The following is a 15112-nucleotide window of genomic DNA, read 5'->3' as shown; positions in this document are numbered from 1 at the left end:
AAGTCTAGTCATAAGGAAAGTAAATATCAAACATGAGAAGAATAATCACGTTTTATAAGGTGGTAATAACAATAAAGCGTTATAGATCACACTTTTTAAGTTACTAAAACAAGATATCTATATTAGATAACAACTCAGCACAAGCATTTAACCATCAAAAATTAATAATTTACCCGACTCGAAAATAACGAGTAGTTGTTCATTTTGTAACCGAGTGAGAGTTCAATTAGAAGATAAGAGCAAGGTTTGTAACTAAGTGATGAAAATAGCACGGCTGCTAAAACACGCCTAAGAGGCGAGTTTTAGCATTAAAGGTTTCTTTTATATCATGAAGGGATATTACACAGAAAATGGATAACTGATGGCATCGTGATACTCATAACCAGTCACTTCAAAATCTTCCATTGTCACCCAAGTCTCAAGATCTTCTAATGACTTGATATCTGGGTTAATCACTAACTTTGGCGAAGCAAATGGTTCACGCTTGAGCTGCACATCTCGCATCAACTCCAATTGATCTTCATAGATATGGGCGTTAACAATTTTGTGGAATGCAGTTCCCGCTTTGTGCCCTGTAATTTGTGCCATTAAAGCCAAAAGCGTAAATACCTGAACCTGATTGAAGTTCAGCCCTAGTGGGACATCACACGAGCGCTGGAAGCTGGTTAAGTGCAAGGTATCACCTACTAAAGAGAAGTTATGGGTATGCATACACGGCCTTAAGCACCCCATATGAAACTCACCTGGGTTATAGAAGCTCAAGATCTCGCCTCTGTCGTCAACCCCTTTAGATAAGTCATCTACAATTTTACGCAACTGATCGATGCTACCACCATCAGGCTTACTCCAGCCACGGCCTTGAACACCGTATACACGGCCCATATCATCAACCCCCTTACGGTGAGGGTTGTTTAACCAGGCTTGGTTATCATTAGCGTTGGCATTCCATGTATTGCAGCCAATCTTTCTAAAATCGGCAGCGTTATCATAACCTCGGATATAACCTAATAATTCAGCGATAGCCGCTTTATAAAAACTCTTACGGGTGGTGATAAGGGGAAACTCATTTTTATCGACATGATAGACTAGATCAGCATTAATCACGGTAAGACAACGTTTACCGGTGCGGCTATTCTCAACCCATGTTCCTTCATCAATAATGCGCTGACAAAGATCTAAATACTGTTTCATGATTATCTACCTTTAAAAAAGAGTTGCTGAGCTTACTCTCAGCGCTAAACGCGGAAATACTACCAATAATTGCTCGGTAGAACATTATGCTAAAACAAGTTTCAAACCAACAAGGGCAAGGAATACCGCAAATAGCTTCTTTAACTTTGCAGTGGGCAATGTTGTAGCTGCCCTAGCCCCCACAGGTGCCATCAACATCGATGTCGATACGATGCCAATAAGTGCTGGCAGATAGATGTAGCCTAGAGTCCAATCGGGTAAGCTTGGGGCGTTCCAACCAGCCAAGGTGTAACCAATACTACCAAACAGAGCGATGAGTAACCCTGTGGCCGCAGAAAAACCCACAGCAAAACGCATCTGTAGGCCGCACCAAGTTAAAAACGGAACCAAGAGCACTCCACCACCGATCCCCATCAACGCCGCGATAACCGCAATGCATGTCGCGGCAAAAAATAAACTCATTGGCCCAGGCATAGATCTATTTGATTCGGCTTTAAATGGAAAAGCCATTTGCGCTGCCATTAAGATGACGAATAGCGCAAAAATCTGCTGCAGTGATTTAGCGGCTATCATCTCTGATATAAACCCTGAGCAAAGTGCACCTAACACAAAACCGGGCAACATAGACTTAAATAGCGGCCAAGGAATATTCTCTCGCTTATGATGAGCACGAGCTGATGAAAGAGAGGTAAGGATGATGGCAGCTAAAGAAGTGGCAATTGCCACATGGGGTAAACTATCTGACGCAATACCGGCTTGGGGAAGAATATGTAGCAACGCAGGAACCGCTATCAGGCCGCCGCCGATGCCCAAGAGCCCAGCCATAAAACCGATCCCCGCACCTAGAATAAGACAGATGCATAATATATATAGCCAGCTTTCCACAAACGCTACCTTTAGTTGTTATTATTTATCAAGCTTAAAGCAATCAAGATGCAGTTCATAGAGCATAAGCTCTTTTAACTTAATACTGACGCGAGTCCCTTTTGCTCACAGTATTGACCCACGAGCAACCTCACTTCTTCGCCACTATTCAGCTTTAACGCCTGCGCCAGTAACAGGTTCAGCTCTGTTTGGGAAACACGTCGTAAGAGGTAATTGATTCGAGCCAAGCTGGCTTGGTTCATACTTAGCTGATCGTAACCCATAGCGATGAGCAAAATTGCACCAATAGGTTCCCCCGCAAGCTCGCCGCAGACGCTAATCGGTAACTGATATTCGTTACATCGCTCTACTGCAAACTTAAGCGCTCTAAGCACTCCAGGGTGATAACTATCAAATAAGGGACTCACACTCGGGTTGTTACGATCGACCGCTAACAGATATTGCGTTAAATCGTTGGAGCCAACTGAGACAAAATCCACTCGTTTCGCGACTTCGTCGAGCTGATATAGGAGCACAGGGACTTCAAGCATTATGCCCACTTTAGGCATAGTAATTTTTTTGCCAAGTTCTGCGGTTAACTCCTGACAAGCTTGCTCCAGATAGATAAGCGCTAAATCGACCTCTTCGAGATTACTGACCATAGGTAGGAGTATATGTAACTGCTCCGAGCCAATCGCCGCTTGCAGCATCGCTCTCAACTGGATCAAAAACAGTTCAGGATGATCCAGTGATAAACGAATACCACGCCATCCTAAGAAGGGGTTATCTTCTATGATAGGAAAGTAATCGAGTGGCTTATCGCCGCCAACATCTAAGGTTCGCATCACGACAGGCTTATTGCCTGCCGCCTTTAAAACCTTGCGATAAATTTCAAGTTGCTCGATCTCACCGGGGAAACACTGTTTAATCATAAACAGGATCTCTGTGCGATAAAGCCCGATGCCGTCTGAGTCTGAGCCGGTTTCAGAATCTACGCTAGAAAGCAAACCACTGTTTATGTAGAGGTAAATACGCTTACCATCTTGAGTAACCGTTTTAAATGATAACTCTTGAGCATACTGCCTTTGCTGCTCTTCCTGTGCGGCAATTAAGCTTTGGTATTCTGACAGCACAATGGCGGACGGCTCAATAATCACTTGGCCACGATTGGCGTTAATGATAAGCAGGGACTGCTCGAGATTGGCACTTAAGATCCCATCAACGCCAATTATCGCAGGCACCCCCATGGCTCGAGCAAGAATAGACGCATGAGAGTTCGCGCCGCCAAACTCGGTCACTATGCCAGCAAGCTTCTGTCTAGGAAACTCTGCCAGCAATGTCGTACTCGCCTCTCGAGCAATCAGGATCACCGGCGTTTCAGGTTCTAAAAAGATTTTGTTGGGCTCGATTAACTGCCTCAGTACTCTTTGCCCTAAATCTCTGATATCACTAGCGCGCTCTTTCAGATAAAGATCGCTCATCGACTCAAAATGTTCGATATAGCGTTTTGATACGCGGCAAACTGCTGTTTCAGCGCACCAACCGGCTCTAACTTCTTTTATGTATTCGCCGCCTAAGCTTTCTTTCTCAAGCAGTAGCAACAAGGCGTTAAAAATAGACGCCGCTTCTTCATCTTTCTCTCTGTCGAAACGCTGTGACAACCCAACCAATAGATCTTTACAGCGACTCATAGCCTCTTGCAGACGCAGTTCTTCACCTGCCGCGGATTGAGTTTGTTGCTCGACTAAATCAAATGAAATCTGCCCGCCCAGCACTAACGCCTTTGCTATCGCAATCCCTTTTGATGCTTGGGTGCCGGTATAATAACGCTGCTGCAGGCTATCCCCACTCTTAACCTTATGGGTAAGCCCCTTAATCGCTACGGCGAGTTGCGCCGCAAGCGTCATAAGAAAAGCTTCTTCGCCTTCACTAAATTGTCGTGCTTGAACCTGCTGTACCACAATCACGCCAATCACAGATTTTTGGTAGACGATGGGCACAGCAAGAAAAGCGCTATAGGCTTCTTCTGCGACTTCGGGAAGTAATTTAAATCTAGGATGTGAAGCCGCATCGGCTAAGTTAATAGCCTCTTCTCTTTGGGCTACCAGCCCGACCAGGCCTTGGGTGACGGGGAGTTTGACACGATTAACAGCTGAAGGGTCTAAGCCATCTGTCGCAGATAGAATAAGCTGTTGCTCCTCTATAATATAGATAGAGCAACACTCAGTCATCATGGCTTGTTTGGTTCGCTTAACCAGCAACTCCAACGCGTATTGAAGGTCGCGTGCTGAAGCAACTGCTTGTGTGATATCTCTAAGTGTTTTGAGCACTAACGCAAACCTCCCTATTTAGCCTCTACGCATACCTCGTCTTCTGTTATTCGACTCTTTGACCTGTAAAGGTAGCGTAGTCGAAGCGAACTCTTTCATGACTTTTCGGTAAACATCTCTTTTAAAAGAAACGACTTGTCTTACTGGATACCAATAACTCACCCAACGCCAATCATCAAACTCTGGATGACCACTTGCGTTGAGATCTATGGCATTTTCGGCACTTTTCAATTGTAGCAAAAACCACTTCTGTTTTTGCCCTATACACACGGGTTTACTATCTTGTCTGATTAACCGCTTAGGTAGCCTATAGCGTAACCATGATCGCGTCGATGTTAGAATTTGCACATGTTCTGGCTTTAATCCTACTTCTTCATATAACTCACGATACATGGCTTCTTCTGCCGACTCTCCGTCGTCAACGCCACCCTGAGGAAATTGCCAGGAATGTTGGCCAAATCGTCTTGCCCACATAACCTGCCCAAAGCGATTACAGATAATGATGCCCACATTCGCGCGAAAGCCGTCACTATCAATCACATGGACTCCGAACTATTAACTATTAATCTTTTGATTGTTTCACAAAGCGTGTCCGGCGGCAAATATCTGTTACGTACAATCCTTTGGATAAATTACCATTAACAACAACCTTATCAACAGAACTACTGGCAGGTAAGGCATGATATCCACAGAAACTGTGGATATCTCTGTTAGAAACTCGGTTAAAGCCTAATAACTTGTCGCTTTAAGCTAAATTAACCAATTTAGAACTCATTGCAAAAAAACAATTAAACAGCTAAAAAACATATACTTGTACCACAACATCAAAATATACCGACCGAACAACAACGATAGTGTTCACTATTTGAACAGCAAAATTAAAACCATAAAAAGGATAAATGAACGAAAGGTGTTATTCACAAGTGCAATAGTTTTTCGTTAGAAAAAAGCCAAAAACCGCGAAAAAATTGCGTTGACAGATCACATTTATTGCAGTAGTCCAAGACCAAGTTGGAGTTATCCAACAAATCTGTGGATAACTATGTTGGAAAAAGAGGGAAAGAACTGGTGTAACTGTATAGTGAATCGATAATAGTTAGCACGCCGATAAAAGATCGCTCATAAATTCATTAACTTAGATAGGATAATTAAAGTTATCCTCAACAAAATGAATAGCTGTTCATTTTTTGTCCCAGTTTGATAAAAGCCCTTAATTAGGTAGAATTACGCCATGAAGAAATCACTCCACTCTCCAAATAGCATCGAAGAGTTAATGCTACGTGCTGAATCGATGGCGGGTTTGACCTTAGGACAGCTCGCTAATTACCACGAAATCCAAATCCCTAACGATCTAAAACGACATAAAGGTTGGGTTGGGCAGCTCATTGAACTCGAACTCGGTGCATTAGCAGGCTCAAAACCTGAGCAAGATTTTGCTCACCTAGGTATAGAGCTTAAAACCATACCGGTAAGTGGTCTCGGCAAGGTATTAGAAACTACCTACGTCACGGCGGCTCCGCTAACGAATATTCAAGGACTGACTTGGGAAGAAAGTGTTGTTTGCCATAAACTTCAACAAGTCCTGTGGATCCCTGTGCAAGGCGACAGAAATATACCGTTAGCTCAACGTCAAATCGGTTCGCCCATCTTATGGCAACCATCACCAGAAGAAAGTGCGTTACTTAAGCAAGACTGGGAAGAGATTATGGAGTTTATCTCTATGGGACAGGTCGATAAAGTGACCGCTCGTCACGGTGAAGTGTTGCAACTTCGCCCCAAAGCGGCAAATAGTCAGGTGCTCACCGATAGCATAGGTCGAGACGGTGAACTCACCCAAACCAATCCCAGAGGCTTCTATTTGAAGACGCAATTTACTCAGAGAATACTTTCACAGTTACTTTGAGTCGTTTTTTGGCCAAAACTCACACTCATTTGACTTAGATCACAAATACTGCTGGTAAAAGTAGGGGGTTATTCTATAAACTAGCGCCTCCTAAATTTATGTAGCATTTGGATCCCCTTAAATAGTGAAAGCACGTATACAAGCGAAGAAATTAACCTTTGCTATATTCGCATGGACTGCAGCCATGGCGGCTTTCGTATTTTTTAGATACGCACAAACGCCTGAATTGCCACAGTGGGCCATTGGTTCCGCTGATTTAGCCACGCTTTCTATTTACATGGGTCTTATTTTTGGCAGCCTTCATTGGATGTCGAACCTAATTGCAGACTTTAGTGCAATTAACCGCTTACCTTATGTTTTTTCAGTGATATTCAAAGGGCTGTTTTTATTGCTCGGTGCCACAACTCTGGCTTATATCACCCAATACCTCAACATGTGGGCCATTGAGAACCACATGACGACCTTGCGCCAAATGCTAACTGCGCACATTCTCTATAGCCCATCATTCCAAGCTTTGATTGTCTATTTGGTTGTGGTGCGTGTTGGCCTTGCTTTTATCGAGCAGATGGCGCTACTCGTTGGCCCAAGAGTGCTATTTAATATCGGGTTAGGTAAGTACCATAAACCAAGGTATGAGCAACGCTTATTCCTTTACCTCGATATGGTAGCATCTACCACGCATGCCGAATCTCTTGGTGATTATCGTTTTAGTCGTCTTATTCAAGACAGCTTTAGCCTACTCTCTGACACTGTCACCAATAACGAAGCTGAGATTTATCGTTATATGGGCGATGCTGTTTTAATCTATTGGCCACTTAAAGATGGTATTAAGGAAGATCGCTGCTTCAATATCTATCATGAGTTTAGCCAACAACTTAGCTGGCAAAGACAGTACTTCGAAGAGCAATACGGTTTTGTCCCTAAATTCAAAGCTGCGGCCCATTGCGGACAAGTCGTTGCGGCAGTGGTTGGCGTGCAAAAGCAAGAGATTAGCTTCTTCAGCGACGTATTGAATACACTAGCGAGATTACAAGATCAGTGTAACCCACTGGGTCAGCGAATGCTGATCTCTGGCTCTTTACAGTCAAGGCTCGACTACAGTGACTCCCAGTATAACCTCAACAGCTTAGGTCCTATTAAGCTTAAGGGGAAACAGCACTCTATCGAAGTTTTTGGTGTTACCCCAAAAAATGGTTAATAGTTAAAGACCAAGTACAGATAAAAAAAAAAGCCGATAATCATATCGGCTTTTTTTATCTTGTAACGCTAAAGATCGTCAGCTTGATCTAATAAGGTTTGGATCTCTAATCCCAGTGTCCTAAAGGTGAGAATTCTACTGGACGTTTGACGCCAAACTAAGCCTATATCGCGATAAGGGGTTTCCCCCGGCGGAGCCATAGTGGTTAGCTCTGTATTATTCAAAATGCCCGCATCAATCGCCATCTGAGGCAAGAAGGTGGTACCTAGCTTACAGTTCACCATCTGTACTAAGGTATGTAAGCTGGTTGCAGCAAACGGATTAATCTTAACGCTTTCGCCTAACTGACATGCCGTAATCGCATGACCGGTAATACAGTGCTCGGCTTGTAGTAGGAAAATACTTTCATCAGGCAGATCTTGATAATCGATTGGTTCATGGATCTCATCGGTCAAGTCTTTATGCACCACCATTTTAAATGGGTCTATACCCACCTTCATGCTGTGGAAGCCACTGGTATCCACAGGCAGTGCAAGTAACAGTAGATCAAGCTCACCTTTACCCAGTGCATCGATCAACCTATCAGTAGTATCTTCCTTTAAAAATAGCGTCAGTTCTGGATAAACCTGCTTACAGTGCTGAACGACATTACTCAGTAGGAATGGCGCTATCGTTGGAATACAACCTAAACGGATCTCCCCTGTCATCGGCTCTCCCTGATGCTTTACCAGCTCAACAAGATCATCGACATCGGTCAATAACTTGCGTGAACGCATTACCACCTCCTCACCTATAGCAGTGAAGATAAATGATTTGTGATCACGCTCAATTAACTGATGCCCCAACTGCTCTTCAAGATTTTGAATACCGCTAGACAAGGTCGACTGACTAACATGGCAGATTTTGGCGGCTCTATTGAAGTTCTGCTCTTGGTGCAAGTTCACTAAATAGAACAGATTCTTTAAACTGGGGAGATGTTTCATAAAATAGATTACCAGTGACATTATTTATCTAATAGCTCAATCTAACTCTACCATAAATAACTAGGTGAGCCTTGAAGTAACTTGGTTGGTTTGTGAACTGAATCAAAAATGTACAAGATAATCTGCTGCCGAAGCGCTATTCAAGATAAAAAAATAGCGCAGTGGGAGGCCCAAGCTGCGCTATTGAATACAGGAGTCGGTTTAATTAAACCTTAGACTCCAAATATTCTTTTAATTGCTGCAGATCTTTCGATGCATATTCAACAATCTCATTTAGCCATGTTTGATGCTCTTGTTCCCAGCTCGCTTCTTCGCCGTGCTGCAATAACTGAGCAAACTGTTGAATACGTTTAAGGCCCACAGAACCCGCTGCGCCCTTAAATTTATGCGCTTCACTGCAAAGTGTATCTTTATCACTCGCTTGCTGCGCACTGACTAAATTGCCTACGTATTCAGGCATAAGTTGTTCAAACAAAACGACGCTTTTAAGTAGCGTACCTGCACCAATTGCACTGCAGTATTGCTCCAGTGTATTAAGATCTAGGATTGAATCTAGCTCAGCTGCTGCCATTTAGGCACCTCTCAAAATATTGTCGTTTATACAAAAAATCAATTTTACCACATAATACCCGCTATAATCACGGGCGCAATAGCTAGTAATAGATGATAGTAAAATTACCGTTAATTTAACTTTTTAATAACAGTGAGTTACACAAACTCACTATAAGCCTCACGATTCACTAGCTAGTCGTGAATGTTTTTTACTCAACTATTGGTTCCACTGTTGCATTTTACGCTTAAAGGTAAGCTCCCTGCCCGCCTTTTGCTTTAAGATCGTCAACAATCGCGACTAATCCATTCCAGCGATATGCGCACCAATCAGGCGCTAACAACATAGGTTTTTTCGCGTAAGCCGTCACTCGGTGGAATATCACCTCTTTAGGCGTACGGCGGATCAACTCCCCTACACTAAAGGCATAAGTTTCAAGCTCAAGTAGACTCATCTTATTATTGCGCCATGCTCTGGCCATGGTGCTGCCTTCAACGATATGTAGCGGATGCAGCTTCAAGCCATCAACGCCGACGCTCAATACCTTGTCGAGCGTTTGCAGGTAATCCTCATGGGATTCACCTGGTAGCCCCAAGATTAAGTGAGTACAGACTTTTATGCCTAACTTGCGGGCACGGATAACCGTATCTTCATAAGCTGCGAAATCATGACCGCGATTGATCTTCTTTAGCGTTGCATCATTTGCCGACTGCAAACCTAATTCCAACCAGACATCTACCCTGTCATTTTGATAACCCACTAGCAGCTCAAGCACCTCATCGGGAACACAATCAGGGCGAGTACCTACACATAGGCCAACAATATCGCTATCTTGGATCGCCTCATCATATTTTTGCTTAAGGACCAAGTACTCATCATAAGTACTGGTATAAGCCTGAAAATAAGCGATGTACTTCGAAGACTTTGATGACAGGCGCTCTCGGCCTTGAGCTAGCTGCTCTTGGATAGACAACTCGGTCTTATGCTCATGGCTAAATGATGCCACGTTACAATAGGTACACCCCCCCTTGCCCAGCGTGCCATCACGATTCGGACAAGTAAACTTTGCATCAATTGTCAGCTTACGGATCCGCTCACCATATTTTTGTTTGCACACACCACCAAAGGTATTAACGTAACTATCCAGTCCCAACTGCACTATCATCCAAGCCAAAAAATTTGCGCTATTTTAACCAGTTCTAAAAAACATTAATTAGCGCTAGCTCAAATAACCGTAATACCGCACAGATAGATAAGTCGAGATTGAGCAGCCAACTCTTACGGTTACTAGTGCATAAATACCCACAAGCAAAAGTGATTATCATTTCACTGTATCTGCAATAAAAATCACTTTACTGAAAACAGTTATAATCCACCGACTTGTTACAACAAAGTGAACAAACAAAATCGCGAAATTTAAAATACTTTTTATTCATAAGGTTATACAAGCAGTTTTACAGTTTACGTTAAGGTAAAGCTGTTAACACCTGCGTATAAAACAACACAAGCCAGTTACTTTTTATGCAATAATTTGGTTTGACCTTTAATACTCTTGGGGTTAATTTGATTGATTCGGGTGCATATCTATAGATTTTTTGCTTTATTTCCCGAGTAGTATCAGTCGAGGTTAGGGAGTGTAGTAATGAGCTTATATCATCCAAGTTTTGAGCGGGACAATTGTGGGTTTGGATTAATCGCCCAGATGGACGGTGAACCGAGTCACCGAATTGTACGTACCGCGATCCACGGCCTAGACCGAATGAAGCATCGTGGTGGTATTGCTGCAGATGGCCGAACTGGCGATGGCTGTGGTCTATTAATGCAATTGCCAATAAACTTCTTTAAAGCGATTGCCGAAGAAAATGACTGGCACCTTAGCCGCCGCTTCGCTGTGGGTATGCTGTTCCTCAGTCAAGATGCCATTTTAGCGTCGCAAGCCAAGCTGCTAATAGAACAAGAACTGCAAAAAGAGACCTTAAGTGTTGCGGGCTGGCGAGATGTGCCAGTAAACGCAGATGTACTCGGACCTATAGGTAAGGCCAGCCAACCACAGATAGTACAAGTATTGATTAATGCGCCTATAGGCTGGCGAGAAAAAGACTTAGAGCGCCGCCTATATATGGCAAGACGACGGGTCGAACAGCAACTCACTCACGATAAAGACTTCTACGTTGCCAGTCTTTCAGGGCAAGTCATCGTTTATAAAGGGCTGATGATGCCTGCGGATCTCCCCGCTTTCTATAGCGATTTAGCAGACATCCGCTTACAGAGTTCAATCTGCTTATTCCACCAGCGCTTCTCAACCAATACGTCACCTAAGTGGCCACTAGCCCAGCCATTGAGATATCTGGCCCATAATGGTGAGATCAACACCATCACCTGTAACCGTCAGTGGGCAAGAGCTCGTGCCTACAAGTTCACCGCGCCATTATTAGCAGACTTACAGCAAGCCGCTCCTTTCGTAAATGAGACGGGTTCAGACTCTTCATCCCTCGATAATATGCTGGATATGTTACTCGCTGGCGGAATGGATCTTTACCGAGCCATGCGTCTACTTATTCCACCAGCATGGCAGAGTAATCCAGAGATGGATGAAGAGTTAAAAGCTTTCTATGACTTTAACTCCATGCACATGGAACCGTGGGATGGCCCAGCAGGTATCGTGATGACCAATGGTCGCCATGCCGCCTGCGCCGTTGACCGTAATGGTCTACGTCCTTCACGCTACGTGATCACCAAAGACCGGATATTAACCTTAGGTTCAGAGGTGGGTATTTGGGACTATGGCCCCGATGAGGTCATTGAAAAAGGCCGTGTCGGCCCTGGTGAATTATTGGTTCTAGACACCTTAAATGGTCAACTTTACTCCTCGTTTGAAATTGATAATGACCTTAAGCGTCGTCACCCATACAAGGAGTGGATGGCTAAAAACAGTAAGGTGCTTAAGCCTGCTGAAGAGTTTGGTCCAAATGAACAAGGCAAACGCGAGTTTGATGAAGCACAACTACTGCAATACCAAAAGCATTTTGGCTACTCACGAGAAGAGCTTGAGCAGGTTATCTGGGTTCTAGCTCAAAAGGGTGAAGAGGCCACTGGCTCCATGGGTGATGACACCCCTATGGCTGTATTGTCGAAAAAGTCTCGCACCATCTATGACTACTTCCGTCAAAAGTTTGCTCAGGTCACCAATCCACCTATCGATCCGCTCCGTGAAAAACACGTAATGTCACTAACCACCTGTGCGGGCCGCGAGCAGAATCTATTTAACGAAACCACGGGTCATGCTTATCGCGTAATGTTTAACTCACCTGTGTTGCTATTTAGTGATTTCAATCAGCTGATGGCACTCGATAGCACCTACTATCGCGCCAACACGGTCGATTTGAATTATGATCTCAGTGAAGGCTTAGAGGCCGCCATAAAACGCATTTGCGATGAAGCCGAGCGATTGGCTCGCTCTGGTACTACACTGCTGGTGCTATCAGATCGCGCAACGGCGAAGTCAAAGCAAGTGATCCCAGCGGCAATGGCCGTGGGCGCAGTGCAGCAGGTATTAGTTGATAATAGCCTGCGCTGTGATACCAACATCATAGTAGAAACCGCATCGGCAAGAGACCCGCATCATTTCGCCGTGCTGCTCGGGTTCGGCGCCACCGCAATCTACCCATACCTTGTCTATGAGTGCATCTCAGATCTCGCCCAGCGAAATGGTGTCGAAAATACCCGCGATCTGATGTTGAACTTCCGCTACGGTATCGACAAAGGGCTACGTAAGATCATGTCTAAGATGGGCATTAGTACTGTCGCATCTTATCGCTGTAGCCAGCAGTTTGAAGTCGTAGGCCTTGCAGATGAAGTGGTTAAGCTTTGCTTTAACGGTGTGATTAGCCGTATTCAAGGTGCGAGCTTTGAATTGATTGAGAAAGACCAGCAACTGTTACACAAGAGTGCCTTTAGAGCTCATCAGCAACTGCCCCAAGGCGGCCTACTCAAATACGTAGAGGGCGGTGAATATCACTGCTTTAATCCCGATGTGGTCAACACCTTACAATCAAGCCTCAAGGAGCAAAACTACGAGACATACAAGCGTTTCGCCGAGCTTGTGGATGACCGTCCGATTGCTACTTTACGTGATTTAATCCAAGTCAAAGGCGAGCTAGCCCCAGTTGAACTCGAACGGGTCGAGGCGGCGAAAACCCTCTACCCTCGTTTCGATAGTGCGGCAATGAGTATCGGCGCCCTGAGCCCCGAGGCTCACGAGGCGCTCGCCGTTGCCATGAACCGCCTTGGCGGCCGCTCCAACTCAGGTGAAGGTGGTGAAGACCCACGCCGTTTTGGTACCGAAGGTAACTCAGCTATCAAGCAGATCGCATCGGGGCGTTTCGGCGTCACCGCACACTATCTAGTTAACGCTGAAGTACTACAGATTAAGGTCGCTCAAGGCGCAAAACCCGGTGAAGGCGGTCAGCTTCCCGGCGATAAGGTCAGTGTAGAAATTGCCGCACTGCGTAATGCAAGGCCGGGGGTCACTCTAATTTCACCACCACCCCATCATGATATCTACTCCATCGAAGATTTAGCTCAGCTAATTTTTGACTTAAAGCAGATCAACCCCAAGGCACTTGTGTCTGTCAAACTGGTCTCTGAACCAGGAGTCGGTACTATCGCCACAGGTGTTGCCAAAGCTTACGCCGATATGATCACCATATCCGGCTATGACGGGGGCACGGGAGCAAGCCCAATCACTTCAGTAAAATATGCTGGTAGCCCTTGGGAACTTGGACTTGCCGAGGTACATCAAGCTTTAGTTGCTAATGGTCTGCGCCATAAGATCAGGTTACAAGTCGATGGCGGCCTAAAAACCGGTAAAGACGTTATCAAAGCGGCGCTACTGGGCGCCGAGAGCTTTGGTTTCGGAACCGTGCCTATGATTGCACTAGGTTGTAAGTACCTACGTATTTGCCATCTAAATAACTGTGCCACTGGGGTCGCCACCCAAAACCAAACCCTACGTAATGAACATTATCACGGCCTACCAGAGCGGGTGATGACCTACTTTGAGTTTGTCGCTCGAGAGATCCGAGAGCAGATGGCAGCCCTTGGCGTCACGGAGTTTGAACAGCTAATAGGTCGTAGCGACTGGTTAACAAGCATTGAAGGTGAAACGGCTAAGCAGCAAAGCCTCGACTTAGCGCCAATCCTATATCGCCCAGAAGTACCAGAAAGCTCTGCAGTCACCTGGCGTGAAATTAACCAGCCATCAGATAAGGGGCTGTTAAACCAGCGTCTCGTTGAGGACTGCAAAGAAGCAATTAAAGCGGGTGAGTCGATTTGCGAGATGTTTAATATCAACAATACCGACCGCTCTGTGGGTGCTAGCCTTTCCGGTTATATTGCCACCCACGTTGGCCGCGATGGTGCCAAGGCGCCTATCACCTTGAAGTTTAACGGCAGCGCTGGCCAAAGCTTTGGCGTATGGAATGCTCCCGGCCTCGAGCTGATGCTCTGCGGTGATGCCAATGACTATGTGGGTAAAGGTATGTCTGGCGGTAAGATCTGTGTCTACCCACCGCTTGGAAGCCCCTTTAGGAGCGAGCGCTCGTCTATTTTAGGTAACACCTGTTTATACGGTGCATCCGGCGGTAAGCTATTCGCATCGGGGAAAGCCGGTGAGCGCTTCGCCGTGCGTAACTCAGGTGCCATCGCCGTTGTTGAGGGCTTAGGTGATAACGGCTGTGAATATATGACAGGCGGTATCGTTGTAGTACTCGGTAAGACTGGAGTTAACTTCGGTGCAGGTATGACTGGCGGCTTCGCCTATGTATTTGACCAATTTGGCCGCTTCAATCGCCGTGTCAATACTGAGATGGTCGACACCCATAAAGTCCAATCGCCCATTCAGCAACGACATCTTCGCGATTTGATTGAACAACATGTCAAAGAGACTAACAGTGAACATGCCAAGATGATCTTAAGCGATTTCGAGAACTGGCTAGATTGCTTCATCTTAGTAAAACCTAAAAATGTTGAGCTAAGCGATCTGTTGAAGTTAGAGCAATCAGAACCTGCAATAGCAGTTAAAGCGGGGTAACA

Annotated in this window: 10 protein-coding genes; 3 read left to right on the top strand and 7 right to left on the bottom strand. The window is 45.1% G+C overall.

All coding sequences use genetic code 11. The features are described 5' to 3' along the window. Positions 1-339: 339 nt before the first annotated feature. The 4 genes from L1D44_RS08735 to rppH form a co-directional block, all read right to left on the bottom strand. Positions 340-1191 (bottom strand): thymidylate synthase, encoded by an 852-nt coding sequence (locus tag L1D44_RS08735; protein WP_239889771.1) that lies wholly within the window; start codon positions 1189-1191, stop codon positions 340-342. A gap of 84 nt (positions 1192-1275) precedes the next feature. Next, positions 1276-2076, bottom strand: coding sequence for a sulfite exporter TauE/SafE family protein (locus L1D44_RS08730; protein ID WP_239889770.1), 801 nt, complete (start codon positions 2074-2076; stop codon positions 1276-1278). Positions 2077-2150: 74 nt separating this feature from the next. Further along, positions 2151-4385 (bottom strand): phosphoenolpyruvate--protein phosphotransferase, encoded by a 2235-nt coding sequence (gene ptsP, locus L1D44_RS08725; RefSeq protein WP_239889769.1) that lies wholly within the window; start codon positions 4383-4385, stop codon positions 2151-2153. Positions 4386-4403: 18 nt separating this feature from the next. Then, positions 4404-4925 (bottom strand): RNA pyrophosphohydrolase, encoded by a 522-nt coding sequence (gene rppH / locus L1D44_RS08720; protein ID WP_220768106.1) that lies wholly within the window; start codon positions 4923-4925, stop codon positions 4404-4406. 691 nt (positions 4926-5616) lie between these two features. Between rppH and mutH the strand changes: the two genes are divergently transcribed. Both mutH and L1D44_RS08710 read left to right on the top strand, forming a co-directional pair. Beyond that, positions 5617-6288, top strand: a complete 672-nt coding sequence (mutH, locus tag L1D44_RS08715) for a DNA mismatch repair endonuclease MutH (RefSeq protein WP_239889768.1) — start codon at positions 5617-5619, stop codon at positions 6286-6288. Positions 6289-6412: 124 nt separating this feature from the next. Beyond that, positions 6413-7486, top strand: coding sequence for an adenylate/guanylate cyclase domain-containing protein (locus L1D44_RS08710; RefSeq protein ID WP_239889767.1), 1074 nt, complete (start codon positions 6413-6415; stop codon positions 7484-7486). 68 nt (positions 7487-7554) lie between these two features. On the opposite strand, the gene oxyR is transcribed toward L1D44_RS08710, so the two are convergent. The 3 genes from oxyR to L1D44_RS08695 form a co-directional block, all read right to left on the bottom strand. Next, positions 7555-8469, bottom strand: coding sequence for a hydrogen peroxide-inducible genes transcriptional activator OxyR (oxyR, locus tag L1D44_RS08705; protein ID WP_239889766.1), 915 nt, complete (start codon positions 8467-8469; stop codon positions 7555-7557). Positions 8470-8674: 205 nt separating this feature from the next. Continuing rightward, on the bottom strand, positions 8675-9040 hold the full coding sequence (locus tag L1D44_RS08700) for an Hpt domain-containing protein (RefSeq protein ID WP_239889765.1): 366 nt from the start codon (positions 9038-9040) through the stop codon (positions 8675-8677). Between the two features lie 226 nt (positions 9041-9266). Then, positions 9267-10172: a TIGR01212 family radical SAM protein gene (locus tag L1D44_RS08695; RefSeq protein WP_239890073.1), complete on the bottom strand. Its 906-nt coding sequence runs from the start codon at positions 10170-10172 to the stop codon at positions 9267-9269. 489 nt (positions 10173-10661) lie between these two features. Here L1D44_RS08695 and gltB point away from each other — a divergent pair, with 489 nt between their 5' ends. Beyond that, positions 10662-15110 (top strand): glutamate synthase large subunit, encoded by a 4449-nt coding sequence (gene gltB, locus L1D44_RS08690; RefSeq protein ID WP_239889764.1) that lies wholly within the window; start codon positions 10662-10664, stop codon positions 15108-15110. Positions 15111-15112: the final 2 nt, after the last annotated feature.

This window comes from Shewanella sp. Isolate13 (assembly GCF_022398325.1).
In the GTDB taxonomy this organism is placed as follows: domain Bacteria; phylum Pseudomonadota; class Gammaproteobacteria; order Enterobacterales; family Shewanellaceae; genus Shewanella.
The sequence above is the reverse complement of the archived record's forward strand: the minus strand, read 5'-3'. Positions and strand labels throughout refer to the sequence as shown.